The sequence below is a fragment of the Pseudooceanicola spongiae genome (assembly GCF_014899185.1).
Taxonomy (GTDB): domain Bacteria; phylum Pseudomonadota; class Alphaproteobacteria; order Rhodobacterales; family Rhodobacteraceae; genus Pseudooceanicola; species Pseudooceanicola spongiae.
In genome coordinates this window covers 4,267,612-4,293,969 of the sequence record NZ_CP045201.1, presented here as the reverse complement: position 1 = coordinate 4,293,969, position 26,358 = coordinate 4,267,612, and the positions used below count along the sequence as shown (strand labels likewise).

Here is a 26,358-nt window from a genome sequence, read left to right as displayed (position 1 = left end):
CTCCTTAGAACGTCCGCGCCTTGGGCGCGATTTTTTTCAGCGAGATGCCACCTTCGTCTTCGGTGGTCAGCGGATCGAGGATGACCGGGCGATAGGTCAGATCGACTTTGTTACCGTCAACGCGGCTGATGGTGTGCACGCGCCAGTTTTCGTCGTCACGCGCCGAGTAGTCTTCGTGGGCGTGGGCGCCGCGGCTCTCGTGGCGCGCTTCGGCGCCAACGATGGTGGCCATGGCGTTCGGCATCAGGTTGGTCAGTTCCAGCGTTTCCATCAGGTCGCTGTTCCAGACCAGGCTGCGGTCGGTGACGTGCAGATCGGGGATCTTGCCCGCGATCTCGGTCATCTTCTCGACGCCCTCTTTCAGCGATTCGGAGGCGCGGAAAACGGCGGCGTCGGACTGCATGGTCTTTTGCATTTCCAGACGCAGTTCCGCTGTCGGCGTGCCGCCCTTGGCGTTGCGGAAGAAATCAAACCGATCAAAGGCCTTGTCGATAGAGGCTTGGTTCGGCGTCGCGACAGGCGCTTCGCGGTCGACAACCGTACCGGCGCGGATCGCGGCGGCGCGGCCAAAGACCACGAGGTCGATCAGCGAGTTGGAGCCGAGGCGGTTGGCCCCGTGAACGCTTGCGCAACCGGCTTCGCCCACGGCCATCAGGCCGGGCACGACCTGCGTCGGGTTTTCCGCCGTCGGGTTCAGCACTTCGCCGAAATAGTTCGTCGGAATGCCGCCCATGTTGTAGTGCACCGTCGGCAGAACCGGGATCGGTTCCTTGGTTACGTCGACACCGGCAAAGATCTTGGCCGATTCCGAGATGCCCGGCAGACGCAGTTGCAGCGCCTCGGGCGGCAGGTGCGCCAGGTTCAGGTGGATGTGGTCGCCATGTTCGCCGACGCCACGCCCCTCACGGATCTCCATGGTCATGGAGCGAGAGACGTAGTCGCGGGGCGCGAGGTCTTTGTACTGGGGCGCATAGCGCTCCATGAAGCGTTCGCCTTCGGAGTTAGTCAGGTAACCACCCTCACCGCGCGCGCCCTCGGTGATCAAGCAGCCGGAGCCGTAGATGCCGGTCGGGTGGAATTGGACGAATTCCATGTCCTGCAGCGCCAGGCCTGCCCGCGCCACCATGCCGCCACCGTCGCCGGTGCAGGTGTGGGCCGAGGTCGCGGAGAAGAACGCACGACCGTAGCCGCCGGTGGCCAGAACGACCATCTTGGCGTTGAAGATGTGCATCGTGCCGTCGTCGAGCTTCCAGCAGACAACGCCCTGGCACTGCCCGTCGTCGGACATGATCAGGTCGATGGCGAAATATTCGATGTAAAACTCGGCGTTGTTCTTCAGCGACTGGCCATAGAGCGTGTGCAGGATGGCGTGGCCGGTGCGGTCCGCCGCAGCACAGGTGCGCTGCACGGCCGGGCCTTCGCCGAATTCGGTGGTGTGGCCGCCGAAGGGGCGCTGGTAGATCTTGCCCTCTTCGGTGCGCGAGAAGGGCACGCCGTAATGCTCAAGCTCATAAACAGCCTTGGGGGCTTCGCGGGCGAGGTATTCCATCGCATCCGTATCGCCCAGCCAGTCCGACCCTTTGACGGTGTCGTACATGTGCCACTGCCAGTTGTCCGGGCCCATGTTGGAGAGCGAGGCGGCGATGCCACCCTGCGCCGCAACCGTGTGCGAACGGGTCGGGAAAACCTTGGTCACGCAGGCGGTGCGCAGACCCTGTTCAGCCATGCCCAGGGTCGCGCGCAAACCAGCGCCGCCAGCCCCAACCACGACCACGTCATATTCGTGTGTTTCGTATTCGTAAGCAGCCATAGGGAACCTCGGGTCTTAAAGGGCGAGCCGGATCAGCGAGAAGACACTGACACCAGCGATGGCGTAGGCCAGGCAGGTGACCAGGATGATGGTGATGCGGCCGGTCAGCCCATGCACGTAATCCTCGATCGCCATCTGGGCGCCGTTTTTGAAGTGCATCATGCCGACGGTCATCGTCAGCGCGGCCACGATTGCGGGCCAGGGATGCGAATAATAGATGACGATCTCTTCCCAAGTGCCGCCCAGGGCGGGACCAAAGGTGAAGACGAACAGCGGCACCAGGAAGATCAGCGCGATCGAGCTGATCTGCATCGACCAGTGATGCTCGGTCCCGGTCTTGGAGGCGCCCATGCCTACGGCGCGTTTGCGGTCGGTCAGAAAGCTCATGACAGGCCCCTCTCTCAGACGAAGATGATTGTGATGAAGGTCAGGACGACCGACCCGATCAGCATGCCCCAGCCCAGCTTGTCGGCTGTTTCGACATCCAGGCAGTAGCCGTTGTCCCAGAGCAGGTGACGCACACCGGCGAGGGCGTGGTACCACAGGCCGAGGGTCGAGAAGAGCAGGATGATATCGCCGATCCAGGATGTGATCACGAAATCCACTGTCGCGAAATACTCAGGTCCCGTCGCGGCGGCCATCAGCCACCAGGCGATCAGGAAGGCCTCAAGCACCAGCGCATTGCCGGTGATCCGGCTCAGGATCGACGTGACAGAGTTCAGCTGGAAGCGGTAATCCTTCCCAAGTACGAATGGAGAAAGGGGGCGGTTGCCCCGATTGACGTCGGCCATCACATGTCCTTTCCGAAATCCCTTGGGGTCGTCTTGTACCAGACAATAGCGCTTTGTCATCCGCACACCATGCCGCAGTGCACAGAATTTGACACAAGCAACCATTTCTTTTCGCAATTGTGATCACAAGAAATAATGCTGTGATCACAAATTAGGCGCAGTTTTCCGCGCATCATATCCGACTGATTTGCTAGGTTTTTGCGTCTGATTCTGCAGCCAATCTGCGCAGGGCGGAGGTCGTGACCGCCCCGGCCAGGCGGGAAATCCTACAGCGGAATCAACGCCCAGTAGTCCAGATCCAGCAGAACGTGGGGCAGATACCGGCCCGCCGCGTCCTTCAGGGTGAACGCCTCTCCGCCGCTGCGCGCGACCAGTCGCAGCCGGATCGCACCGACGCCGGGGGCCGTGGTCTCGGCCTTGTCCAGCACCTCGGACCAGGCATGCACCGTGGTTCCGGCAAAACAGGGGTTGGCGTGGGCCCCGGCATTCAGCCCCGCGATCATCTGCGCGTTGGCCAGCCCGTTGAACGACAGCGCCCGCGCGAGCGAGATCACATGCCCGCCGTAGATCAGCCGCTGTCCATCAGCGCGCAAAGTGGCATCGAAGTGCACCTTCGAGGTGTTCTGCCACAGCCGCGTCGCCATCATATGCTCGGCGTCTTCGATCGTCACACCGTCGACGTGGTCGATCTGCTCGCCTATCTCGTAGTCGCTCCAGCGATGCGCCTCACCCGCCAGTGCGAAATCATAGCTCGTGAAATCAAGGCCTTCGGGGATCACCAGATCGCCCGGCGCAATCGCCTGCGCGAGGTCCGGCACCACAGTCTCGGGCGCAGGGGCCTCGACGTCGCGCTTCTTCACCATCACCCAGCGGCAAAAGCTCATCACCAGCTCGTCGCGCTGGTTCAGCCCTTCGGAGCGGACGTAAACCACGCCGGTCTTGCCGTTGGAGTTCTGCTTCAGCCCGATCACGGTTGACCGCGCCCGCAGCGTATCGCCGGGATACGCCGGCTTCAGCCAGCGCCCCTCGCCATAGCCCAGATTGGCCACGGCATTCAGCGAGATATCCGGCACCGTCTTGCCGAAGACGATGTGGAACGCCGCCAGATCATCCAGCGGCGCCCCGGGCAGACCGCACCCGCGCGCAAATTCGTCCGAGGAATAGAGCGCATGTCGCGCCGGGTAGAGAGCATGATAGAGCGCCCTCTCCCCCACCGTCACGGTGCGCGGCACCGCGTGCTGGATCTGCTGCCCTACGGTGTAATCCTCAAAGAACCGGCCGGGATTGGTCTTGGCCATCAGTGGTCGCTCAGCTTGGTGTCGGGTGTGTAGGTGCCCTCCACCTCCTTCACCACGGCCTGACCGCAGCGCATGGTGCCGTTGGCCGCGTCAAATGCATAGGTCGGGTCGCCGTGCAGCGCCCAGCCGGCGTTCAGCGCCTTGGTGACCTTATGGCAAAACGCCGAGGTGTCGTCTTCGGAGAGGAATCGGTACAGTTTCATTCTGGTCTCACATTGGAAGGGGGCTCGGGCCGACCCAGCCGTGGATCAGCACGATCACGACAAAGACGACGACGGTGATGACAGCAAGGCGAATGTCGCCCGCCAGTTTGCCACCGCTATAAGGGATATAGTCGGGATGGCGCGCATTGGTCACGATCCAGCCCGCCACCGCCCAGACGATCATGCCGCCCCAGAGCAGAAGAGCGGCCACATCGCCGCGCACCAGCAGGTGGGCCACACCCCAGAGGATGACGGCCAAGAACATCGGGTGGCGCAGCATGCCACGCAGCCGCGACTTGGAATGCGACGTGCCCAGCATCAGCACCGAGAAGACCATCAGCAGGTTGTTCAGGTGCTGGCCCCAGACGGGCGGCGCATAGACCGGACTCACGTCAGCCGAACGGTAGCCGATCACCATCAGCACGATGGCGACCAGCGCGATCACCGCCACCAGCGGACGCGCCAGCTTTTCCGACTGCTGTGCGCGCAGACCGGGGGTATATTCCTTCATCATGTGGGGCCAGGTCCACAATATCAGGCCAATCAGGATCAGTGCCACGCGAGGTTCCTACGCCAGGGTCAATTGCCACCACGTTGGGCGCATCAGGCCATATGTGCAATGGCCTCGGCCTTGGAGAGGGTCTTTTTGGCGGTCTCGACATGCAGGTTCTCGACGATCTTGCCATCGACGACGGCGACCCCCTGCCCCGTCGCCTCGATCTCGGCATGGGCGGCGATTTGACGGCGGGCGAGGTCGATCTCGGCCTCGGTCGGGGCGAAACAGGCATTGGCAATCTCGACCTGCGCCGGGTGGATCAACGTCTTGCCGTCGAACCCGAGGTCACGGCCCTGCTCGCATTCCGCGTGCAGCCCCGCGTCATCCTTATACTGATTATAGACGCCGTCCACGGCGATCACCCCATGCGCCCGCGCTGCCATCAGGATGGTTTGCAGTGCCATCTGCATCGGCAGGCGGTCGGCGCGGTCGCGGCAGCCGAGCTCTTTCGCGAGGTCATTGGTGCCCGCGACAAAGCCCTGCACCCGTGGGTGCGCGGCGATGGAGAGGGCGTTGAAGATCGCCAGCGGCGTCTCCATCATCGCCCAGATCGGTGTGTCATTGCCGAGCAAAGCCGCCAACGCGTCGATATCGGCGGCGCTGTTCACCTTGGGCAGCAGAAAGGCATCGGCGCCGGCGTCCTTCAGCGCCGCGACATCCTCCGCCCCCCAGGGCGTGTCGAGGCCATTGATGCGGATGATTTTCGCCCGCGCACCGTATCCTCCCTCAGCCAGCGCGGCCTTCAGCGTCTCGCGCGCGTCGGCCTTGGCATCGGGGGTCACCGCGTCCTCCAGATCAAACAGAATGGCGTCGACCGCCAGCCCGCGCGCCTTCTCCAGCGCCCGCGCCTTGGAGCCGGGAATATAGAGAAGCGAGCGATACGGGCGGAACTGAGCGTCCATGGTCAAATCCTTTGGGTAATATTGTTGCGTCGTGATGGCATTATTGGCGCGATTAATTCAAGCCAAATCCGCAACAGGGGCAGATTTCAGGCCCGCTTCGCAGCGCCCGTCGCATGAAAATCCGCACAATCCTAGTGAAACCGAGGGGGATTAACCGGATCGCAGCCTGTCCCGGCGCAGGGTGACCCCAGACGTCACGGGGCGCTCCAGCCGCTGACACAACCGCCTCTCCCCACCCCGCCAACGGGACCCAAGGGACAAGAAAGGGACTGCCATGAAGCGACACGATCCGACTTTGGCACAGCTGTGCAAATGGCCCTTCCGGACCAGCACCCTGCCCGCGATGACCCTTGGCTGCGCCGTTTTGCTGCTTGCCACGGCGGCCCAGGCCACCCCGGCGCAAACCTGCGCGCCGCGTGAGGTGGTGGTGAAACGCCTTGCCTCCGGCTACGGCGAGACGCGGCAATCCATCGGCCTCGGCACCAACAATTCCATGGTCGAGATCTTTGCCTCCGATGAAAGTGGCAGCTGGACGATCACTGTCACCTCGCCTCAGGGCATCACCTGCCTGATCGCCAGCGGGCAGGCGTTTGAAACGCTGGCCGAGGCGCTGCCCATCGATGATCAGGACGCCTGACGCCCTGGCTGTCGCAGCGGCGAAAGGCTCAGGCCAAGAGAGTTAGGCGACGCCCACGCCAGTTCGGGACGCAGCCGTTCAACCACAGCGTTCAGAATCGCTCCGGCGTTATGTTGCCGCTAACAGAGCCGACGCAGCGCCTGCACTGCGGCTGCCGAACCTGTGACCGGCCCGCCTACAAAACGTCCATCCCGTTGAAGATGGGCCTCTTTTCAACGGGCCTCTCGGCCCTGCCCCCCCTCTCTCACGCGACGCACTCTTGCACTGCTGGGCTAAAAGACCTACGCCATGCGCGACGTTTTCAACCGGACCGGAGACATATCCAAATGGCCAGACCCAAGATTGCCCTCATCGGCGCGGGCCAGATCGGCGGCACGCTCGCCCATCTCGCAGCCCTGAAAGAACTTGGTGACGTTGTTCTTTTCGACATTTCGGAAGGCACCCCCGAGGGCAAGGCCCTCGACATCGCCGAATCCGGCCCGTCTGCCAAATTCGACGCCAAGCTCAAGGGCACCCAGTCCTACGCTGATATCGCTGGCGCTGATGTCTGCATCGTGACCGCCGGCGTGCCGCGCAAACCCGGCATGAGCCGTGATGACCTGCTCGGCATCAACCTCAAAGTCATGAAGTCGGTCGGCGAAGGCATTCGCGACAACGCCCCCGACGCTTTCGTCATCTGCATCACCAACCCGCTCGACGCGATGGTCTGGGCGCTGCGTGAATTCTCCGGCCTGCCGCATTCCAAAGTCTGCGGCATGGCGGGTGTGCTCGATTCCGCACGCTTCCGTCACTTCCTCGCCGAGGAATTCCAGGTCTCCATGAAGGACGTCACCGCTTTCGTTCTGGGCGGCCACGGCGACACCATGGTGCCGCTGTCGCGCTACTCGACCGTTGCGGGCATCCCGCTGCCGGATCTGGTGGAAATGGGCTGGACCACGCAGGAAAAACTGGATGCGATCATCCAGCGCACCCGTGATGGCGGCGCTGAAATCGTTGGCCTTCTGAAAACCGGCTCGGCCTTCTACGCTCCCGCCACTTCGGCCATCGAAATGGCCGAAGCCTTCCTGAAAGACCAGAAGCGCGTGCTGCCCTGCGCGGCCTACGTTGAAAACGCGCTTGGCCTCAAAGGCATGTATGTCGGCGTCCCGACCGTGATCGGCGCCGGTGGCGTCGAGAAAGTTGTCGAGATCAAGATGACCAAAGACGAACAAGCCATGTTCGACAAATCCGTCGAGGCCGTCAAAGGCCTGGTCGAAGCCTGCAAGGCCATCGACTCCTCGCTGGCATAAGCCACGCTGGACAGATCTGAGAAAAAGGCGCCTCCGGGCGCCTTTTTTGCGTCTGCGGTATGGCACGGGGCCCTTTTGCTCCCCACCTCTTCGGTATGACAATGCCCTCGCCCATACCCTCCGCCGTCTCTGGCGCCGCGACCAATGTCGTTAACCCGACTCGCCCGCACGCCCTGTCCCGGCGCTTTTATGCCCAGCCCGCAGGATTTGTGATCACACCTTTTTTGCGTGTGATCACAAATCGCATCAAATCGGCGAAAATTGTCCGTTCCACAAAAAAATGAGTTCATTGCACCGTAATACTGTGCCAGTACCGATGCCAATCGTAGCAAACGAGGGACGGAGTTCATGAATATCCATGAATATCAGGCGAAGGCTATTCTTCGCGAATATGGCGCCCCGGTTTCGGAAGGTCGTCCGGTCACCAAGGCCGACGAAGCCAAAACCGCCGCCGGCGAACTGGACGGCCCGCTCTGGGTCGTAAAGGCACAAATCCACGCAGGTGGTCGCGGCAAGGGCTCCTTCAAGGAATCCGACGCTGGTGAAAAAGGCGGTGTGCGCCTGACCAAATCGGTCGAGGAAGCCGCCGAAGAGGCCAAGAAGATGCTCGGCCGCACGTTGGTGACCCACCAGACCGGTCCCGCCGGCAAGCAGGTCAACCGCATCTACATCGAAGACGGCTCCGATATCGAGCGTGAGCTCTATCTGGCTCTGCTCGTCGATCGTCAGACCAGCTCGATTTCCTTTGTCTGCTCCACCGAGGGCGGCATGGACATCGAAGAGGTTGCGGCCTCCACGCCCGACAAGATCCTGTCGTTCTCTGTCGACCCGATCACCGGCTACCAGCCGTTCCACGGTCGCCGCGTCGCCTTCGCCCTCGGGTTTGAAGGCCAGCTGGTCAAGCAGTGCGTCAAGCTGATGGGTCAGCTCTACAAAGCCTTCGTCGAGAAGGATATGGAGATGCTGGAGATCAACCCGCTGATCGTCATGCCCGGTGACAACCTCAAGGTGCTCGACGCCAAAGTCAGCTTTGATGGCAACGCCATGTACCGTCACCCCGATATCGCCGCCCTGCGCGACGAGACCGAGGAAGACCCCAAAGAGCTGGCAGCGTCGAAATACGACCTGAACTACATCGCGCTCGACGGTGAAATCGGCTGCATGGTCAACGGCGCAGGCCTGGCCATGGCGACGATGGACATCATCAAGCTCTACGGCGCAGAACCGGCGAACTTCCTCGACGTTGGTGGCGGCGCCACCAAGGAGAAAGTCACCGAGGCCTTCAAGATCATCACCTCTGACCCCAACGTCAAAGGCATCCTGGTCAACATCTTCGGCGGCATCATGCGCTGCGACGTCATTGCCGAGGGCGTGATCGCCGCGGTCAAGGAAGTCGGGCTGAAGGTTCCGCTGGTTGTCCGCCTCGAAGGCACCAATGTCGAAAAAGGCAAAGAGATCATCGCGACCTCAGGCCTGAACGTCATTGCCGCCGACAACCTGTCGGACGGTGCCGAGAAAATCGTGAAAGCAGTGAAGGGCTAAGAACCATGGCAGTTCTCGTCGACGAAAACACCAAGGTGATCTGTCAGGGCTTCACCGGCTCGCAGGGCACTTTCCACTCCGAACAGGCTATCGCCTACGGCACCAAGATGGTTGGCGGCGTCACCCCCGGCAAAGGTGGTCAGACCCACCTGAACCTGCCGGTGTTTGACAGCGTGCACGAAGCAAAAGATCGCACCCAGGCGAATGCCTCGGTCATCTACGTGCCGCCCCCCTTCGCGGCCGACTCGATCCTGGAAGCGATCGATGCCGAGATGGAGCTGATCATCTGCATCACCGAGGGCATTCCCGTGCTCGACATGATGAAGGTCAAGGCTGCGCTGCGGAACTCCAAATCGCGCCTGATCGGTCCGAACTGCCCCGGTGTCATCACGCCGGACGCCTGCAAGATCGGCATCATGCCCGGCCACATCCACAAGCGTGGCTCGGTCGGTGTTGTGTCGCGCTCGGGCACGCTGACCTACGAAGCTGTCAAGCAGACCTCGGATGCGGGCCTCGGCCAGTCCTCCGCAGTCGGCATTGGCGGCGACCCCATCAAGGGCAGCGAACATATCGACATCCTCGAAATGTTCCTGGCTGACCCCGAGACCAAATCGATCATCATGATCGGTGAGATCGGTGGTTCGGCTGAAGAAGAAGCCGCGCAGTTCCTGGCCGATGAGAAGAAGAAAGGCCGTTGGAAACCGACAGCTGGCTTCATCGCTGGCCGGACAGCTCCTGCTGGCCGTCGCATGGGTCACGCGGGTGCCATTGTTGCCGGTGGCAAAGGCGGCGCTGAAGACAAGATCGAAGCCATGAAACTGGCCGGTATCGTTGTCGCCGACAGCCCGGCGGGCCTCGGCGAAGCCGTTCTCAAGGCGATCGGCTGATAGAATGAGGCCGGCAGTGGCCATAGGGCAAGGGCGCGACGCGCGGCACCGGGGTTCCGGTCCGCAGCGTGGTGACCCCTGCCCGGCGCCACTGCCGGTGTCTTGCGACCCCAGAACGACCAGACGTCACATTCTCGCCCGGCCCTTCGCGGACCGGGCGAATGTCCTGAAAGCGCTCGCGATGCGTGCAGTACCATCGACCTCAGCCAACAGCGGCCCTGCCGCCATGGCGCCACGCCTGTCCCGCTCCTCCTGCCGCGCGATCCGCGCCGGGGGGCTGGCATGAGCTTTTCTGACGCCATCCGCACCTGTTTTCAGAAGTATGCCACCTTTTCGGGCCGCGCCTCGCGTCCGGAGTATTGGTACTTCATCCTTTTCCTGTTGCTGGCCAGTCTTGTCCTCGGCGCCGTCGACGGCATGCTGTTCGGCAACGATGTTGTCAGCGCCACCCCCTTCAGTTTCATGATCAGTGCCGATGGGCCCCTGGGCAGCCTGTTCAACCTTGCGACGGTGATCCCTGCCCTTGCGGTGGGCTGGCGGCGCATGCATGACACCGGGCGCTCGGGGCTGTTCCTGCTCTACCCGCTGATCGTGATTGTCGGCATTGGCACGTTCACCGCCTTTTTCCATCTGCTGCCCTGGCAACTTGAGGGCGTGCTGATGCTGGCGATGATGGGCGCGATGCTGATCCTGTTCATCTCTCCGCTGCTGGTGCTGTGGTGGCTGAGCCGCCCCAGCCAGCCCGGCGCGAACGACTGGGGCCCCGCCCTGCAGGTGGCACCATGAGCCGCCCGCGACGCGCCCGAAATTCCACCAAGATCCGGCAGCGGGCTGCGTCTCGCTGCCACCCGCCACCGGCGCTTGACGACCACGACAAAGGGCCACTCTCGGCCCTCTCTGCCACCGCTCTCTTCTCCCGTCATCCAGCCCACCACACCCCCGAGGTGAAATAATGACCGAACAAAGCCCGAATGATCTCTTCCATGCTTCCAGCTTCATGCAGGGGCATAACGCCGAATACCTTGAACAGCTGCAGGCCCGCTGGGCCGCGGATCCCTCCTCGGTCGACGAAGGCTGGGCGGAGTTCTTCCGTCAGCTCGACGTCACCGAAGACGACGCCCGTGCCGAGGCCGCAGGCCCGTCGTGGTCGCGCACCGACTGGCCGCCGACCCCGAACGACGACCTGACGGCCGCGCTCGATGGCATGTGGCCCGCCCCGGCCGAAGCCAAGGACGCCGGCAAGAAGATCAAGGAAAAGGCGGCTGAAAAGGGCGTCTCGGTTTCGGACGACGCCATCAAGCGCGCCGTGCTCGATTCGATCCGCGCGCTGATGATCATCCGCGCCTACCGCATCCGCGGCCACCTGATCGCCGATCTGGACCCGCTGCGCATGCAGGACCAGAACACCCACCCCGAGCTTGATCCCAAGACCTACGGCTTCACCGAAGCCGACATGGATCGCCCGATCTTCATCGACAACGTGCTGGGGCTGCAGATCGCCTCGATGCGCCAGATCATCGACATCGTGAAGCGCACCTATTGCGGCACCTTCGCGCTGCAATACATGCACATCTCCGACCCCGAGCAATCCGCCTGGCTGAAAGAGCGGATCGAAGGCTACGGCAAGGAAATCACCTTCACCCGTGAAGGCCGTCGCGCCATCCTGAACAAGCTGGTCGAGGCCGAGGGCTTCGAGAAGTTCTGCCACGTCAAGTTCATGGGCACCAAGCGTTTCGGCCTCGACGGTGGCGAAGCGCTGATCCCCGCGATGGAGCAGATCATCAAGCGCGGCGGCAGCCTCGGCGTCAAAGAGGTCGTCATCGGCATGCCGCACCGCGGTCGTCTGTCGGTGCTGGCCAACGTCATGGGCAAGCCCTACCGCGCCATTTTTAACGAATTCCAGGGCGGGTCGTACAAGCCCGATGACGTTGATGGCTCGGGCGATGTGAAATACCACCTCGGCGCGTCTTCGGACCGCACCTTTGACGGCAATTCGGTCCACCTGTCGCTGACCGCCAACCCCTCGCACCTTGAGGCGGTGAATCCGGTCGTGCTGGGCAAGGCGCGTGCCAAACAGGCGCAGCTGAACGACCCCGATCGCACCAGCGTCATCCCGATCCTGCTGCACGGCGATGCGGCCTTTGCCGGTCAGGGTGTTGTTGCGGAATGCTTCGGTCTGTCGGGCCTCGTCGGGCACCGCACCGGCGGCACGATCCACATCGTGGTGAACAACCAGATCGGCTTCACCACCGCGCCGCATTTCTCGCGCTCCTCTCCCTATCCGACCGACATCGCCCTGATGGTCGAGGCGCCGATCTTCCACGTCAACGGGGATGACCCCGAGGCCGTGGTGCACGCCGCCCGCGTCGCGACCGAGTACCGCCAGAAGTTCCACAAGGACGTCGTTCTCGACATCTTCTGTTATCGCCGCTTCGGCCATAACGAAGGCGATGAGCCGATGTTCACCAACCCGATCATGTACAAGAACATCAAGGGCCACCGCACGACCCTTGCGCTCTATACGGACCGCCTGATCAAGGACGGCCTGATCCCCGAGGGCGAGATCGAGGACATGAAAGCCGCCTTCCAGTCGCACCTGAACGGTGAATTTGAAGCCGCCAAGGACTTCAAACCCAACAAGGCCGACTGGCTGGATGGGCGTTGGTCCGGTTTCGACCGCGAAAAGGAAGAATACCAGCGCGGCGAAACCGCCATCAGCGAAGAGACCATGAAGGACGTCGGCACCGCTCTCAGCCGTGCGCCCGAAGGATTCCCGCTGCACCGCACCGTGGAACGTCTGCTGGAATCCAAAGCCAAGATGTTCGAGACCGGCGAAGGCTTTGACTGGGCCACCGGCGAAGCGCTGGCCTTCGGCTCTCTCGTGACCGAGGGTTATCCGGTGCGCCTGTCGGGTCAGGATTCGACCCGTGGTACCTTCAGCCAGCGTCACTCGGGCCTGATCAACCAGGAAACCGAAGAGCGTTACTATCCGCTGAACAACATCCGGGCTGGCCAGTCGCGTTACGAGGTCATCGACTCGATGCTCTCCGAATACGCGGTTCTTGGCTTCGAGTACGGCTATACGCTGGCCGAACCCAATGCCCTGGTGATGTGGGAAGCGCAGTTCGGCGATTTCGCCAACGGCGCGCAGATCATGTTCGACCAGTTCATCTCGTCCGGCGAAGCCAAGTGGCTGCGCATGTCCGGCCTCGTGATGCTGCTGCCGCACGGCTATGAAGGTCAGGGCCCCGAGCACTCCTCGGCGCGTCTGGAACGCTTCCTGCAGATGTGTGGTCAGGACAACTGGATCGTGGCGAACTGCTCGACCCCGGCGAACTACTTCCACATTCTGCGCCGCCAGATCCACCGGTCGTTCCGCAAGCCGCTGGTGCTGATGACGCCGAAATCGCTGCTGCGTCACAAGATGGCCGTCAGCAAGGCAGAAGACTTCACCACCGGCTCCAGCTTCCACCGGATCCTGTGGGATGACGCACAGAAGGGCAATTCCGACACCCAGCTGGTGGCGGATGACAAGATCAAGCGCGTCGTCATGTGCTCGGGCAAGGTCTACTACGACCTGCTGGAAGAACGTGATGCCCGTGGGATCACCGATGTCTACCTGATGCGCGTCGAGCAGTTTTATCCCTTCCCCGCCATCACCATGGTGAAGGAGCTGGAACGCTTCAAGGATGCCGAAGTCGTCTGGTGTCAGGAAGAACCCAAGAACCAGGGCGCTTGGACGTTCCTCGAACCCAACCTCGAATGGGTTCTGGGCCGTATCGGTTCCAAATCACAGCGTCCGCGCTACGTCGGTCGTCAAGCCGCCGCCGCCCCCGCTACGGGTCTCGCAGCCCAGCACAAAGCACAGCAAGCCGCGCTTATTGACGAAGCGCTGACCATCGAAGGAAACTAAGGACCAATGAGCACCGAAATCCGAGTCCCCACCCTGGGCGAAAGCGTGACCGAAGCCACCGTCGCAACCTGGTTCAAGAAACCCGGCGACACCGTGGCCGTTGACGAAATGCTGTGCGAGCTGGAAACCGACAAGGTGACCGTCGAAGTACCGGCCCCCGTCGCAGGCGTGCTGTCCGAAATCGTCGCCAAGGAAGGCGACACCGTTGGCGTCGATGCCCTTCTGGGCAACATCTCCGACGCTGGCAGCAGCGACGCGCCCAAGGCAGAGCCCAAGGCCGAAGCCAGCGCGCCCGCAGCCTCCTCCGCCAAGTCCGAGACCGTGGCCGTCATGGTCCCGACACTGGGCGAGTCCGTCTCCGAGGCGACTGTCGCAACTTGGTTCAAGAAAGAGGGCGACAGCGTCACCGCTGACGAAATGCTCTGCGAGCTGGAAACCGACAAGGTCTCCGTCGAAGTCCCCGCGCCGGCCTCCGGCGTGCTGACCAAGATCCTAGCCGCCGAAGGCTCCACGGTTGAGGCTGGCGGTCAGCTGGCCGAGATGACCTCGGGCGAGGGCGCCGCAGCGGCTCCCAAGGCCGAAGCTCCGAAAGCCGAAGCCGCCGCCCCTGCCGCCTCGGGCAAGGACGTCGAAGACGCGCCCTCCGCCAAGAAAGCCATGGCCGAAGCAGGCCTGTCGCGCGATCAGGTGTCCGGATCGGGCAAAGACGGCCGCATCATGAAAGACGATGTCGCCAAGGCGCTTTCGGCCGCCAAATCCGCACCGGCCCCCGCCGCTGCCGCCACCCGCGCGCCCGTCGCCGCGGATGACGCAGCCCGCGAGGAACGCGTGAAGATGACGCGCCTGCGTCAGACCATCGCGCGCCGCCTGAAGGAAGCGCAAAACACTGCCGCCATGCTGACGACCTACAACGAGGTCGACATGACCGAGGTCATGGCCCTGCGCAACCAGTACAAGGACATGTTCGAGAAGAAGCACGGCGTGCGTCTCGGCTTCATGTCCTTCTTCACCAAGGCCTGCGTCCATGCGCTGAAGGAAGTGCCGGATGTGAACGCCGAAATCGACGGCACCGACGTGGTCTACAAGAACTTCGTCCACATGGGCGTCGCCGCTGGTACGCCTCAGGGCCTCGTCGTGCCGGTCATCCGTGACGTCGACCAGATGTCCTTTGCCGACATCGAAAAGGCGATCGCCGAAAAGGGCAAACGCGCCCGTGACGGCAAGCTGTCGATGGCGGAAATGCAGGGCGGCACCTTCACCATCTCCAACGGTGGTGTCTACGGCTCGCTGATGTCCTCGCCGATCCTGAACCCCCCGCAGTCCGGTATCCTCGGCATGCACAAGATCCAGGACCGTCCGATGGCAATCAACGGCAAGGTCGAAATCCGCCCGATGATGTACCTCGCGCTGTCCTACGATCACCGCATCGTCGACGGCAAAGGTGCCGTGACCTTCCTCGTGCGCGTCAAGGAAGCGCTGGAAGATCCCCGTCGCCTGCTGATGGACCTCTGATAAGACCCCGCGCGCCCAAGGCCTTGCCCCTGGGCGCGCGCCCTCTCTGGACATATCTGATGAAGCTCGCCCGCCTGTCATTCTGGCTGATCCTCGCCGTCAGTGCCGCACGGTTCGTGCTGACCGGCGCGCTCGTGCCTGCCGGGCGCTCCAGCTTTGCCGACCTCGGGTACCAGCTGGCCGAACTCATCGCCTGCGGCACCGTCCTGTTCCTGCTCAGCCGCCCGGTTCCGGGACGCAGCGGCATCGCCCTGACGCTGTTCTGGTGCTTCGCCCTCTACGTTCAGGCGATCTCCGGCGGTCTGGCCTGGAACAACCTCACGGCGCTGCTGATGGGCGCCCTGGCCATCGTCGCCCTGCTCGACATGCTGCTTCCCCTGTTCCGCCTGCGAAAGGCCGCCATATGACCCCCGAACTCATCGCCCTCGCGCTCATCGTTCTGCTGCATGTGGTCCTCGTCTTCCTGTCGCAGGCTGCTTTCAACAAGGATGTCGGCGCCGACGTCAACGCCTCGCCGCGCGACGACGTCCCGCCGCTCTCGAAAACCACGCAACGCCTGCGCCGCGCCCTCGACAACCATACCGAGAACATCGGCATCTTCATCGCCGCCGTCGTCATCGTCACGCTCTCAGGCCAGGCCAGCGCCTTCACGGCCGCCTGCGGCTATGTCTACGTCGCGGCCCGCGCGCTCTACATTCCTGCTTATCTCTACGGCTGGGCGCCCTGGCGCTCGCTGATCTACACGGTCGGCCTTGTCGCCACCCTCGCCATGATCATCGCGGCGGTGCTGTGATGCCGAACGAACTCCAGATCCTCGCCCTCGCCGGCCTGCTGCAGGTGCTCCAGATCATCCTGATGGCCGTCCCCGCCAACCTTGAGCTTGGCCGGGGCAAGACCACCTCACCGCGCGATCCCGCCCGGATGGACAAGCCGCTGATGGATCAGGTCCACCCGGTCACCGGGCGCCTCTACCGCGCCATGAACAACCACTTCGAGGGGCTGATCCTCTTCACCATCGCCGTGCTCACCGTGACACTGCTCGATGCCTCCTCGCCCCTCACCCGCGCCTGCCCCGCCCTCTACCTCGCAGCGCGCATCCTCTACATCCCGGCCTACGCCTTCGGCTGGGTGCCATGGCGCAGCCTGATCTGGCTCGTCGGCCTCGCCGCGACCACGATAATGCTGATCACTGCCCTGCTCTGATCCGTTTCCCTGTTCCAAATATCCCGGGGGAGTCAGCGCCAGCTGACGGGGGCAGCGCCCCCGCCCCGGTCCGACCATAAACCGTTCCAATACCGACGCGATACCGACGTCGGAAAACCGACCCGAAGGAGACCCCAAATGGCCCAATACGACGTCATCGTGATCGGCTCTGGCCCCGGCGGCTATGTGTCTGCCATCCGCTGCGCCCAACTCGGTCTGAAAACCGCCTGTGTCGAGGGCCGCGAGACTCTCGGCGGCACCTGCCTCAACATCGGCTGCATCCCCTCCAAGGCGCTGCTGAACGCGACCCACCAGCTGCATGAGGCCGAAACCAACTTCGCCACCATGGGCCTCAAGGGCAAATCCCCCTCGGTCGACTGGCCGACGATGCAGGGCTACAAGCAGTCCGTCGTCGACACCAACACCAAGGGCATCGAATTTCTGTTCAAGAAGAACAAGATCGACTGGATCAAGGGCTGGGCCTCCATCCCCGAGGCCGGCAAGGTCAAGGTCGGTGACGACATCTACGAGACCAAGAACATCGTCGTCGCCTCCGGTTCTGTCCCGAGCGCTCTGCCCGGTCTCGACGTCGACAATGACGCGGGCGTGATCGTCGATTCCACCGGCGCGCTGTCGCTGCCGAAGATCCCCAAGAAGATGGTCGTCGTCGGCGCGGGCGTCATCGGCCTGGAAATGGGCTCGGTCTACGCCCGTCTCGGCACCGAGGTGACCGTCGTCGAATTCCTCGACCAGATCACCCCCGGCATGGACGGCGAAGTGCAGAAGACCTTCCAGAAAATGCTCAAGAAACAGGGCATTGAGTTCATCATGGGCGCCGCCGTCCAGGGCGCTGAAGCCGCCAAGGGCAAGGCCAAGCTGACCTACAAGCTGCGCAAGGACGACAGCGAACACCAGCTCGACGCCGATGTCGTGCTGGTCGCCACGGGCCGTCGCGCCTTCACCGACGGGCTCGGCCTGAAAGAGCTCGGTGTCGAGATGACCGAGCGCGGTGTCGTCAAGACCGACGCGCATTGGGCGACCAACGTCAAAGGCGTCTACGCCATCGGTGACGCGATCACCGGCCCGATGCTGGCCCACAAGGCCGAGGACGAGGGCATGGCCGTCGCCGAGGTCATCGCGGGCAAGGCCGGGCACGTCAACTACGGCGTCATCCCCAGCGTCATCTACACGCACCCCGAAGTCTCTGCCGTCGGCAAGACCGAGGAGCAGCTGAAAGAGGAAGGCCGCGCCTACAAGGTCGGCAAGTTCTCCTTCATGGGCAACGCCCGCGCCAAGGCTGTCTTTGCTGGTGACGGCTTCGTCAAGCTGCTGGCCGACAAGGACACCGACCGTATCCTCGGCGCCCATATCATCGGCCCCGGCGCTGGCGATCTGATCCACGAGATCTGCGTGACGATGGAATACGGCGGCTCTGCCGAGGATCTGGCCCTGACCTGCCACGCCCACCCGACCTTCTCCGAAGCGGTGCGCGAAGCAGCACTGGCCTGCGGCGACGGCGCTATTCACATGTGATCGGGCAGGCGCGGGTTTCAACCGCCCGCGCTTTCGGTCTAACGTGGCCCACAGGCCCCGAGGTGTTCGCCTCGGGGCCTTTTCGCTGCCCACCCAGAGGAATGCGATGCCAGTACCCTATGTTTCCGTGATCATTCCCGCCTATCAGGCCATGGGCACACTGCCTGCCGCCCTCGCCTCCATCCGCCTGTCCGGACTGCCCACCGACCAGATCGAGGTGATCATCGCCTCGGATGACGGTCAGGATTACGCCACCCGGTTCAGCGACTCCATGCTCTCCTTCACCCCCCCGGGCCCCCTGCGCAGCGGCGCGGGGCCGACGCGCAATCGCGCGCTGGCACAGGCGCAGGGCAGCTTCATCGCGTTTCTCGATGCCGATGACACCTGGGCCCCGGGCTACCTCGCGACACTGCTGCCGCTGGCGCGGCGCAATGGTGCGGCTTTCGGGCTGACGGCCGTGCTCAGTGCGGGGGTGCCGCTGCTGCATCTGCCCCGCCCCGGGGCCGTCACCCTGACGCTGGAGGATTTCGGAGCAACAGGCGCCAGCTATCATCCGGTGCTGGAACGTCAGCAGGCCCGCCCCTTCACCAACCAGCCCTCCCAGGATGTGCGCCACGCGATCGAGCTGCTGGCCCGTCTCGGGGGCACAGCGCCGCTGGGGCAGACCTGCTACAATCTGCATCTCAACCCCGCCAGCGCCACCGCCGATGAGGGCTTTGCCACGCGGGTGGGCCGCGCCTATCAGCGCCACATCGCCGAGATGGAGGCCGGCGAAGGTGATATCCCGGACACGATGCGGGCACGCTGCGCGCAGGTGTTCCGCGACAAGGACCGCCTCAACCACGACTTCACCGCACGCGCCGCGCCGGGCCTCAGCTATTATGATTTCGTCGCCGCGCGGACGACGCCTTAACCCAACCTCGATCCAGAAAAGGAACTGATCCCGACCACGAGAGAGGCATCGTAGTGGTCAGGCTGTTCGCGCACCCTGGCGAAAGCGCCGTCCCCGGCCTGTTTCGCGATCGAATCCCCGGCGTTCATCGTATCCCGCGTCGCACCGCGCGCGTTATAGGGCGGGACCGAGCGGAACAGATAGGCCGACAGCGCATCGGGGAAAAAGATCTGGCTGGTCAGAACCGTCTGATCGTCCAGAAAAATCTTGGTGTGAATATGGGTGGTGCGGCCGCGATACCAGCCCGGATAGATCGTGTCGAAGATCGCGACTCCATCCGCCCCCGTGGTCTGCGTGCCGCGCAGGAAGGTCTGTCCCGTGGTGTCCTCGGCGCCCATGTTGGTCACGCCGGAGTAAATCCCTTCGGCGTCGCAATGCCAGATGTCGACCCGCGCACCGGGCACAGGCGCGCAATCAGCGGTCACCACCTGAAGGTTCAGCCGCAGCGGCGCGCCGGGACGGCCTTCGGTGATATCGCGGCGCATCAGCCCGGAGTCGATGTAGAACGGCCCCTCCGTCACCTCGCGCTGCACCATACAGACATTGGCGCTGATCAGACCGGCGGCCTCGGCCTGCGCGCGCGTGGCCGAGGCAAAGGCCCCCACCCCCATCATCGCGACAGGCGACAGCGAAAGGAACCGCAACAACTTGCGGCGGGCGATGTCGGAGCCAGAAGTGGCGGATGTCTCAGGCGACATGGCAGGCGTCCTTGTTCAGGTCTGTCTGCCATATTCTACGCAAGGCCCGTTCACTTCCGTCGCACCTTCGCGTGTATGCGGCGGGGGGTGGCATCTTTCTGCCTCCCCCCCCCCCGCAGCGCGGTTACCACATGGTGCGCGCGGCGCGATCCGCCCAGCTGTCGTCGTAGTCCTTGCCGCCAACCTCACCCTCAGTCATCGCCGCCAGAATCTGGCCGACGGTGGGCAGATCGCCGCTCTCATCCTCGCCCGACCAGAGGCGGGCCCGGATGATCGCACGGGCGCACTGGCTGTAGATCTCGTGGATCTTGATGACGATCACGGTCGCCGGCTGGCGTCCATCACGCTCAAAGCTGGCGCGCAGATCGGCGTCGTCGGTGATCCGTGCCGCACCGTTGACCCGCACCGCATTGGCCGAGCCGGGGACCATGAACATCAGCGCAATCCGCGGGTCACGCACGATATTACGCAGCGTATCCAGACGGTTATTACCGCGCCAGTCGGGCATCGCCAGCGTCTGGTCGTCGAGCATGCGCACCACCGGGCCATCGTCACCGCGCGGGCTGCCATCCGCGCCCTCCGGCCCCACGGTCGAGACGACACAAAAGCGCGAGGCCATGATCCAGCTGCGATACTCCGGTGTCAGCTGATGCGCGACCTTGCGCAGCGCCGCCGCGGCGGGCGTGCCATAGAGCGCCTCAAGCGCCTCGGTGGTGTCCAGATAGTTCATCGGCCCCAAAGCCTCCCTCACGCATCAATTCGTTGGATCGCGTCTCGATCACCCGCTCCAGCGTCGAGCGGAATTCAGGCCGGCTCAGCCCGGGCGGGATCGGCGGCAGGAACTCGATCACCGCCAGACCGGGGCGGCGCAGCAGCCCCTGACGCGGCCAGAACAGACCGACATTCGCCGCCACGGGCACGCAATATTGGCCGGTTTCCTCATAAATCACCAGCGCGCCGACCTTGTAGGGCAGCTTGGCCCCCGGCGCGACACGGGTGCCTTGCGGAAAGATGATCAGCTGACCGGAGGGCGCATTGCCATCGTGAACCGCGTTCATCATGGCATGGATCGCCTCGGCGCGATGGCCCCGGCGCACCGGCACACAGCCAATGCGCAAGCCGTACCAGCCCAGAACCGGCATATAGCGCAGACTGTTCTTCATGATCAGCTTGGGCCGGTCGACCACGCTGGTGATCATGATGATGTCGAGAAAGCTCTGATGTTTCGAGGCGATGACGATTTCGCCCGTCGGAACCTCGCCGCGCACCTCGGTGCGCAGCCCGCAGATCACGCGCAGCGACCAGCGCACATAGCGACTGTAACCGCGCACGGCGGCATAGGCACCATCCCGGCTGACAACGGCCCAAGGCAGACAGATCACCCCGACCACCAGCATCGCCAGATACATCTGCACGATAAAGATCACCGACCGGATGTAGTGAAGCGCTTTCATCACGCCAGCCCCCGCAAAATACGCCGCGCCGCACTGCGCGTGGCCCAGAACGCCACGACGCCCGCCAGCAGCGGCAGGAAAAACGGCCAGATCCAGCCCCAGCCCTGAAACCCGAGGCCCGTCAGAAAGCCGCCCTCGGCCTGCGCCGCGGGCAGCAGCATGATCCCGCCAAGGCCAAGCGCCAGACCCAGTATAGCCCCGGAAATCGCCCGCAGGGTAAAGCGTCGCACAAAGGCGCGGGCAATGAAATCATCCCGTGCCCCGACCAGCCGCAGTACCGAGATGACCTGCGCATTCGCCGCCAGCGCGGAATGCGCCGCCAGCGTGATCATCGCTGCCATGATCGCCCCGATCAGCGCCAGCGACAGCAGCCCCAGCGTGCGGATCCGCGACGCCGCGCGCACCAGAGGCCGCCGCCAGCGCGTGTGATCGTCGAGCACCGCTCCGGGCACTTCGGCGGCCAGTCGCAGGCGCAGGCCTTCCGCGTCATAGCCCTTTCGGGTCTCAATGATTTCAATCAGTTGCGGCACGGGCAGATCGGCGATCGGCACATCGGGTCCGAACCATGGCTCCAGCAGCGCCTGCTGTTCCGCCTCGCTCAGCGCCCGCGCGCTCTCGACGCCCTCGGTGGTTTTCAGCACGCTCAGCGCCGCCTGTGTCTGCGCCGCGATCTGGTCGTCGGAGGCCGAGAGACGCAGCGTCGCACTGCGCGCCAGCTCGGCGCTCCAGTTATGGGCCAGACGGCCCGTCGCCAGCGACAGGGCCAGTGCGAAAACCGCCAGAAAGGTCATGGCGGCAGCGGAAAACAGCGTCAGCCGCGCGGTAAAGCCCGTCGGCGGCACAACCCGGTCCGCCTGCGTGTCGCCGCGCACCAGATCCGCCAGGATCAGCAAGAACCGCCTCACAGATCCGCCCCAGCGAGGTGCAGACGGCGGTTGGCGATGCGCAGCACACGCGTCTGCACCCGGCTTTTGGCCGCCCGGATCAGCGCCAGATCGTGGGTCGCAATCATCACCGTCTTGCCCATCTTGTTCAGCTCGACCAGCAATTGCAGCAGGCGTTGCGACATCTCCCAGTCGACGTTGCCGGTCGGCTCATCCGCAAGGATCACCTCCGGGCTCATGATCACCGCACGCGCCAGCGCGGCGCGTTGCCGCTCGCCCCCCGACAGTTCGGGCGGCAGGGCATGTTTGCGGTGCGACAGCCCGCACCAGGCGATCAGATCATCGAGGTTCTGCGCCTCGGCCGCCACATCGCGCCCAGACACCATCAGCGGCAGAGCGATATTTTCGACCAGCGGCAGGTGGTCCAGAAACTGGCAATCCTGATGCACGACACCGATCCGGCGCCGCATCAACGCCATGTCGTTGCGCCCCATGCTGCGCACGTCCTGACCGAACAGCGTCACATCGCCCGAGGTCGGCACAAGCGCGCCGTAGCACAGTTTCAGAAACGTGGTCTTGCCCGCGCCGGACGGCCCGGTCAGAAAATGGAACGACCCCGGCGCAAGGCGCAGCGAGATCTCGCTCAGCAGTTCCCCGCCGCCGTAGCTATAGGCCAGATTGTCGAGTTCGATCACAGGTGACCCCCGGGGATTGCTGTTTCCTTTTGCCTGAGGATGCCCGGTCTTTCAATCGCAGCGCCCCGCGGAAATAGCACTTTTCCGCTAAGGGCTAAGCACATATGGTAGGTGGCTCAATACGGGGCCAGGCTGGCCCGGATCACGACGCGGCGTGGCCATCCTCGGGGGGCTGCTCCCGACAGGGGCGCGGCGCTGATCCGGACCATCTGAAAGGCGCCAGTCCAAGGGGGCAGAATGCGGCTAACGTGCCCGAATTGCAGCGCACAATACGAGGTTCCGGCGCAGGTCATCCCGACCGCCGGGCGCGACGTGCAATGTTCCAGTTGTCATGAAACATGGTTTCAACCCGGCAGCGGGGCCGCGATCGCTCAGGATCGCGACGACGACGTCGAGACGGTCTTCGATCCGCCCGCCGTGCGCCGCCGTGAGCTCGACCCAGGCATCCGCGACCTGTTGCGCGAAGAAGTGGCACATGAGGCCCGTCTGCGCGCCCTTGAGAGCGCCGCTCAGCCCGCGTCCGCCGTATCCGAGAGCGACTCTGCCCGCCGCGACCGGGAATCCCGTGCCCGCCTCGCCCGCCTTGGCGACCCCGAAAAGACAGCGCCTATCCCCGGCGCCACACCGCGCCGTGATCTCCTGCCCGACATTGAGGAGACGAGTGCCTCCCTGCGCGAGACCTCTCAGCCAGAGGCGCCGGTTCAAGAGGACCCGGCCACCCGTCAGCGCAATTTCCGCATCGGTCTGGCTCTGCCGATCCTCGCCGCGCTGCTGGTCGCCTTCGTCTACTTCAACGCCGACCGTATCCGCCTGTCGCTGCCCCAGACGGTGCCTGCCATCGACAGCTTTACCAGCACGCTGGACGCGGGCCGGTTCTGGCTTGCCGATCAGATGCAGGCCGTTGTCGGATATTTCAACGGGTCGTCAAACGGTTAAGCCGACATCAGGCTCTGCCCCACTTGGGGCAAAGCCTGACGCCTTCACAAAGCCATAAGCGCAAACACACCTTCAGAGTTTCAGCTCAGAAGCGTTCCAACAGCCGTCTCAGATACTCCAGCTCCACCTCGGAGCGGGCGGTATCACCTGAGCGGCGGCGGATCTCGTCCAGCAGATCGCGGGCGCGGCGATAGACGTCTTCGCCCTGCAACATCTCGCGATCGTTGCCGAGGTTACCATTGGTGCCAGCGTTGCGGCCCAGCGGATCTTCGGTCTTACCACCGGTATTGCCCTCGGCCTCGCCCTGCTGACCGGCCATCTGGCGGTCCTGCTCGGCCATTGCCTCGCCGACCTGACGCATGCCTTCACGCAAAGCTTCCATGGCCTGGCTCTGCTGGTCGATGGCCTCGGCCAGATCGCCGTCGCGCAGCGCATCTTCTGCGCCGCGCATGGCACGGTCAGCGTCGTTCAGGGCCTCACGCGCGGCGCGCCCTTCGGCCGAGCCTTCGCCCGGCAGATTGCCCCGCTGGCGCTGCAACTCCTGCCGCAGGTCCTGCTGGCGTTGTGCAAGGGTACCAGCGTCCGGCCCGCCCTGCTGGCCACCCGGCTGACCACGGTCCTGCCCCGGCTGCTGACCCTCACCTTGCGGCTGGCCTTCGCCCTGTCCTTGCTGGCCCTGCCCCTGCTGGCCGGGCTGATTGAACTGATCCTGCAGCTCGCGGAAGGCTTCGTCCGACAGACCTTGTTGATCGCGCAGCGTCTCCGACAAGCCCTCCATCGCCTGCTGGCCGGGGCTCTGCTGTCCCTGACCGCCCTTGCCTTGCGTGACCTGCATGTTCTCGAGCAGCTTTTGCAGCTCCTGCAAGGCTTCCTGCGCCTCCGCCATGCGGCCCTGCTCCATAAGCTCCTGAATGCGGTCCATCATACGCTGCAGATCATCCTGATTCATCTGCATGGCGTTATCCATGTTCATCGCGGGCTGATCCGGGTTCTGCTCGGAATCGCGCGCCGCCTGCTGGGACAGCTGGCGCATGTAATCCTGCGTCGCGTCGCGCAGCTCCTGCATCAGCTTGGCGATTTCCTGATCCGAGGCCCCGTTGCGCATCGCTTCGCTTAGGCGTTCCTGCGCACGTTCCATCCGGGCCCGCGCATCGTCGAGGTCGCCCTCCTCCAGCGCGACCGCGAGATCCCAGAGGGCCTGCGTGATCTCGCCCACCTGCACATCGCTCATCCGGCCATAGTCCGAAATGGCCTCGATCCGGCGCATCAGGGCGCGGGTGCGCATGTAGGTCGTCTCAGAAGCAAACAGCCCCTCTGGCGACCAGGTGATCGCCCGCATCACCTGCGCGACACGCACCGCATTGTCGCGGTTCCACAGCAGATCGCGCCGCATCTCTATCAGCGCCGAGGCGACGGGGTCGAAAAACCGCCGCGCATCCAGCATCATGGCGAAATCGTCGCTTGTGCCGGTCTGGCCTCGCGAATCCTCGACTGTCAGCTTCACCTTCACCGGCATATTCGCCCAAGGATGCTGAGAGAAATTCTCGATCAGCGCCTCGGTGAACTCGCTGCGACTGCCCGAAATCGGCATCGGCAGCGCAACCTCGATCGGCGCACGGGCTTCGGGGTCGATCGCCAGACCATACCGGCGATCCAGCGCGGCCAGGTCGAGGGAAATCACGGCCTGCCCCGACTCGACACCGTAGTCATCGCGCGCCGTGAACGGGATCGAGATCTGGCCGTCCACCGTCGCCTCACCGGGGGCATCGACGCTCACCTCGGGGGCGTGATCGGGGATCAGCGCCACTTGCCACGCCTGCCCGCCGGGGCCGTCAATCGACAGCTCCCCCGGCTGCATGACGCTGAATTCCTGAGCAGCAGAGGTCGCGGGCGGCAGCTCCCCGATGCGGCCAGAGACCGACTCTGCGACAGAAAGCCGCCCCTCAGGCCCGTAGAGGCGCAGGGTCAGCAGCGCACCCTCGGGCGCCGTCAGAGTCGCGTCGCGAATATCCGAGAGGTAAACCGTCGGCAGACCGGTATAGGCGGGCGGGGCCATCCAGCCCTCCCAGCTCGGCCCGGCGGCGGCATTGGCACTGCCGGGGGCCATGCCGCCGACACTGCCAACGCGCCAGAACGACCCGAACAGCAGCGCCACCATCAGCCCCAGCAGGGCGACATAGCGCAGGCCGAAAGGATCGCGCGATGACAGCCTCAGATCCGGTTCAACCGCGCGGGCCTGCGCCGCACGCGCCGCCATCCGGCGTTGGTGCGCCGCCCAGAGCGCGTTGGACCCGGCGTCGTCTGCGCCAATCGCCTGACTGTCCCTAAGGGCTTGTAATGGATGGCCTTTCAGCGAGGCATCAAGCCGGGACAAAGCCTCAACCCGGCGCGGAAAGCGGAACCGGAACGCGCCACGCACCAGATACCAGAGCGCCGCGATCACCGACAGCGCGGCAAACCCCCAGACCACCTCGACCGAGGCGGAATCCTGAACCCCCAGCATCAGCAACGCCAGCGCGGCAATGCAGATCGACCAGAGCGGCCAGAAGGCACGCGCCAATCTCTCGGCAAGAAGGCCGAGGAAGGTCAGGAAAAGCGGCCACCGCAGGCGGCGCAGCGTATCGGTGTAGTGAGTCTGGTCAGCCATGCTCCGTCCCGATGGG

General features: G+C 64.0%; 26 protein-coding genes. 13 read left to right on the top strand and 13 right to left on the bottom strand.

Annotated features, from left to right (window positions below):
* Positions 1-4 precede the first annotated feature (4 nt).
* From sdhA to F3W81_RS20285, 7 genes are all read right to left on the bottom strand, one after another.
* Positions 5-1,810, bottom strand: coding sequence for a succinate dehydrogenase flavoprotein subunit (sdhA, locus tag F3W81_RS20315; protein ID WP_193081383.1), 1,806 nt, complete (start codon positions 1,808-1,810; stop codon positions 5-7).
* Positions 1,811-1,825: 15 nt separating this feature from the next.
* Positions 1,826-2,197: a succinate dehydrogenase, hydrophobic membrane anchor protein gene (sdhD, locus tag F3W81_RS20310; RefSeq protein ID WP_193081382.1), complete on the bottom strand. Its 372-nt coding sequence runs from the start codon at positions 2,195-2,197 to the stop codon at positions 1,826-1,828.
* A gap of 14 nt (positions 2,198-2,211) precedes the next feature.
* Positions 2,212-2,601, bottom strand: coding sequence for a succinate dehydrogenase, cytochrome b556 subunit (sdhC, locus tag F3W81_RS20305; RefSeq protein WP_193081381.1), 390 nt, complete (start codon positions 2,599-2,601; stop codon positions 2,212-2,214).
* 266 nt (positions 2,602-2,867) lie between these two features.
* Positions 2,868-3,899, bottom strand: coding sequence for a MaoC family dehydratase (locus F3W81_RS20300; protein WP_193081380.1), 1,032 nt, complete (start codon positions 3,897-3,899; stop codon positions 2,868-2,870).
* Positions 3,899-4,102 carry a DUF1737 domain-containing protein gene (locus F3W81_RS20295; protein WP_193081378.1) on the bottom strand — a complete coding sequence of 68 codons (204 nt, stop codon included), beginning with the start codon at positions 4,100-4,102 and terminating at the stop codon, positions 3,899-3,901. Before F3W81_RS20295 ends, F3W81_RS20300 begins: the two co-directional genes overlap by 1 nt.
* Before the next feature lie 7 nt (positions 4,103-4,109).
* Complete coding sequence (locus F3W81_RS20290; protein WP_193081377.1) at positions 4,110-4,661, bottom strand: NnrU family protein; 552 nt, start codon at positions 4,659-4,661, stop codon at positions 4,110-4,112.
* Positions 4,662-4,705: 44 nt separating this feature from the next.
* Positions 4,706-5,560: an HpcH/HpaI aldolase/citrate lyase family protein gene (locus F3W81_RS20285; protein WP_193081376.1), complete on the bottom strand. Its 855-nt coding sequence runs from the start codon at positions 5,558-5,560 to the stop codon at positions 4,706-4,708.
* 343 nt (positions 5,561-5,903) lie between these two features.
* On the opposite strand from F3W81_RS20285, the gene F3W81_RS20280 reads away from it, so the two are divergent.
* From F3W81_RS20280 to F3W81_RS20225, 12 genes are all read left to right on the top strand, one after another.
* A complete protein-coding gene (locus F3W81_RS20280; protein ID WP_193084062.1) occupies positions 5,904-6,197 on the top strand; it encodes a hypothetical protein in 294 nt (97 codons plus the stop codon).
* 326 nt (positions 6,198-6,523) lie between these two features.
* Positions 6,524-7,486, top strand: a complete 963-nt coding sequence (mdh, locus tag F3W81_RS20275; protein ID WP_193081375.1) for a malate dehydrogenase — start codon at positions 6,524-6,526, stop codon at positions 7,484-7,486.
* 348 nt (positions 7,487-7,834) lie between these two features.
* Complete coding sequence (gene sucC / locus F3W81_RS20270) at positions 7,835-9,028, top strand: ADP-forming succinate--CoA ligase subunit beta (protein ID WP_193081374.1); 1,194 nt, start codon at positions 7,835-7,837, stop codon at positions 9,026-9,028.
* Between the two features lie 5 nt (positions 9,029-9,033).
* The gene (sucD, locus tag F3W81_RS20265) at positions 9,034-9,915 is read left to right on the top strand and encodes a succinate--CoA ligase subunit alpha (protein WP_193081373.1); all 882 of its coding nucleotides are present in this window, start codon (positions 9,034-9,036) and stop codon (positions 9,913-9,915) included.
* A gap of 282 nt (positions 9,916-10,197) precedes the next feature.
* Entirely contained in the window at positions 10,198-10,701 is a 504-nt protein-coding gene (locus tag F3W81_RS20260) for a DUF805 domain-containing protein (RefSeq protein WP_193081372.1), read from the top strand.
* Positions 10,702-10,867: 166 nt separating this feature from the next.
* Positions 10,868-13,828 carry a 2-oxoglutarate dehydrogenase E1 component gene (locus tag F3W81_RS20255; RefSeq protein WP_193081371.1) on the top strand — a complete coding sequence of 987 codons (2,961 nt, stop codon included), beginning with the start codon at positions 10,868-10,870 and terminating at the stop codon, positions 13,826-13,828.
* Positions 13,829-13,834: 6 nt separating this feature from the next.
* Positions 13,835-15,340, top strand: a complete 1,506-nt coding sequence (odhB, locus tag F3W81_RS20250; RefSeq protein ID WP_193081369.1) for a 2-oxoglutarate dehydrogenase complex dihydrolipoyllysine-residue succinyltransferase — start codon at positions 13,835-13,837, stop codon at positions 15,338-15,340.
* 59 nt (positions 15,341-15,399) lie between these two features.
* Positions 15,400-15,747 carry a hypothetical protein gene (locus tag F3W81_RS20245; protein WP_193081368.1) on the top strand — a complete coding sequence of 116 codons (348 nt, stop codon included), beginning with the start codon at positions 15,400-15,402 and terminating at the stop codon, positions 15,745-15,747.
* Positions 15,744-16,133 carry an MAPEG family protein gene (locus F3W81_RS20240; RefSeq protein WP_193081367.1) on the top strand — a complete coding sequence of 130 codons (390 nt, stop codon included), beginning with the start codon at positions 15,744-15,746 and terminating at the stop codon, positions 16,131-16,133. Before F3W81_RS20245 ends, F3W81_RS20240 begins: the two co-directional genes overlap by 4 nt.
* Positions 16,133-16,543 (top strand): MAPEG family protein, encoded by a 411-nt coding sequence (locus F3W81_RS20235; protein WP_193081366.1) that lies wholly within the window; start codon positions 16,133-16,135, stop codon positions 16,541-16,543. The genes F3W81_RS20240 and F3W81_RS20235 overlap by 1 nt, the downstream gene beginning before the upstream one ends.
* A 138-nt stretch (positions 16,544-16,681) precedes the next feature.
* A complete protein-coding gene (gene lpdA, locus F3W81_RS20230; RefSeq protein WP_193081365.1) occupies positions 16,682-18,076 on the top strand; it encodes a dihydrolipoyl dehydrogenase in 1,395 nt (464 codons plus the stop codon).
* A gap of 106 nt (positions 18,077-18,182) precedes the next feature.
* On the top strand, positions 18,183-18,989 hold the full coding sequence (locus F3W81_RS20225) for a glycosyltransferase family 2 protein (RefSeq protein ID WP_193081364.1): 807 nt from the start codon (positions 18,183-18,185) through the stop codon (positions 18,987-18,989).
* Here the strand turns inward: F3W81_RS20225 and F3W81_RS20220 are convergent.
* From F3W81_RS20220 to F3W81_RS20200, 5 genes are all read right to left on the bottom strand, one after another.
* Complete coding sequence (locus F3W81_RS20220; protein WP_193081363.1) at positions 18,986-19,726, bottom strand: intradiol ring-cleavage dioxygenase; 741 nt, start codon at positions 19,724-19,726, stop codon at positions 18,986-18,988. The two genes, F3W81_RS20225 and F3W81_RS20220, sit on opposite strands and share 4 nt — an antisense overlap.
* Positions 19,727-19,850: 124 nt before the next feature.
* Complete coding sequence (locus F3W81_RS20215) at positions 19,851-20,456, bottom strand: pyridoxamine 5'-phosphate oxidase family protein (protein ID WP_193081362.1); 606 nt, start codon at positions 20,454-20,456, stop codon at positions 19,851-19,853.
* Complete coding sequence (locus tag F3W81_RS20210; protein ID WP_193081361.1) at positions 20,425-21,180, bottom strand: lysophospholipid acyltransferase family protein; 756 nt, start codon at positions 21,178-21,180, stop codon at positions 20,425-20,427. The genes F3W81_RS20215 and F3W81_RS20210 overlap by 32 nt, the downstream gene beginning before the upstream one ends.
* Positions 21,180-22,085 (bottom strand): cell division protein FtsX, encoded by a 906-nt coding sequence (locus tag F3W81_RS20205; protein WP_226941761.1) that lies wholly within the window; start codon positions 22,083-22,085, stop codon positions 21,180-21,182. Before F3W81_RS20205 ends, F3W81_RS20210 begins: the two co-directional genes overlap by 1 nt.
* Positions 22,082-22,759 carry a cell division ATP-binding protein FtsE gene (locus F3W81_RS20200; RefSeq protein WP_193081360.1) on the bottom strand — a complete coding sequence of 226 codons (678 nt, stop codon included), beginning with the start codon at positions 22,757-22,759 and terminating at the stop codon, positions 22,082-22,084. Before F3W81_RS20200 ends, F3W81_RS20205 begins: the two co-directional genes overlap by 4 nt.
* Positions 22,760-22,996: 237 nt before the next feature.
* Between F3W81_RS20200 and F3W81_RS20195 the strand changes: the two genes are divergently transcribed.
* The gene (locus F3W81_RS20195) at positions 22,997-23,695 is read left to right on the top strand and encodes a zinc-ribbon domain-containing protein (RefSeq protein ID WP_193081358.1); all 699 of its coding nucleotides are present in this window, start codon (positions 22,997-22,999) and stop codon (positions 23,693-23,695) included.
* Positions 23,696-23,780: 85 nt separating this feature from the next.
* Here the strand turns inward: F3W81_RS20195 and F3W81_RS20190 are convergent, their stop codons facing one another.
* Complete coding sequence (locus tag F3W81_RS20190) at positions 23,781-26,342, bottom strand: TIGR02302 family protein (protein ID WP_193081357.1); 2,562 nt, start codon at positions 26,340-26,342, stop codon at positions 23,781-23,783.
* Positions 26,343-26,358: the final 16 nt, after the last annotated feature.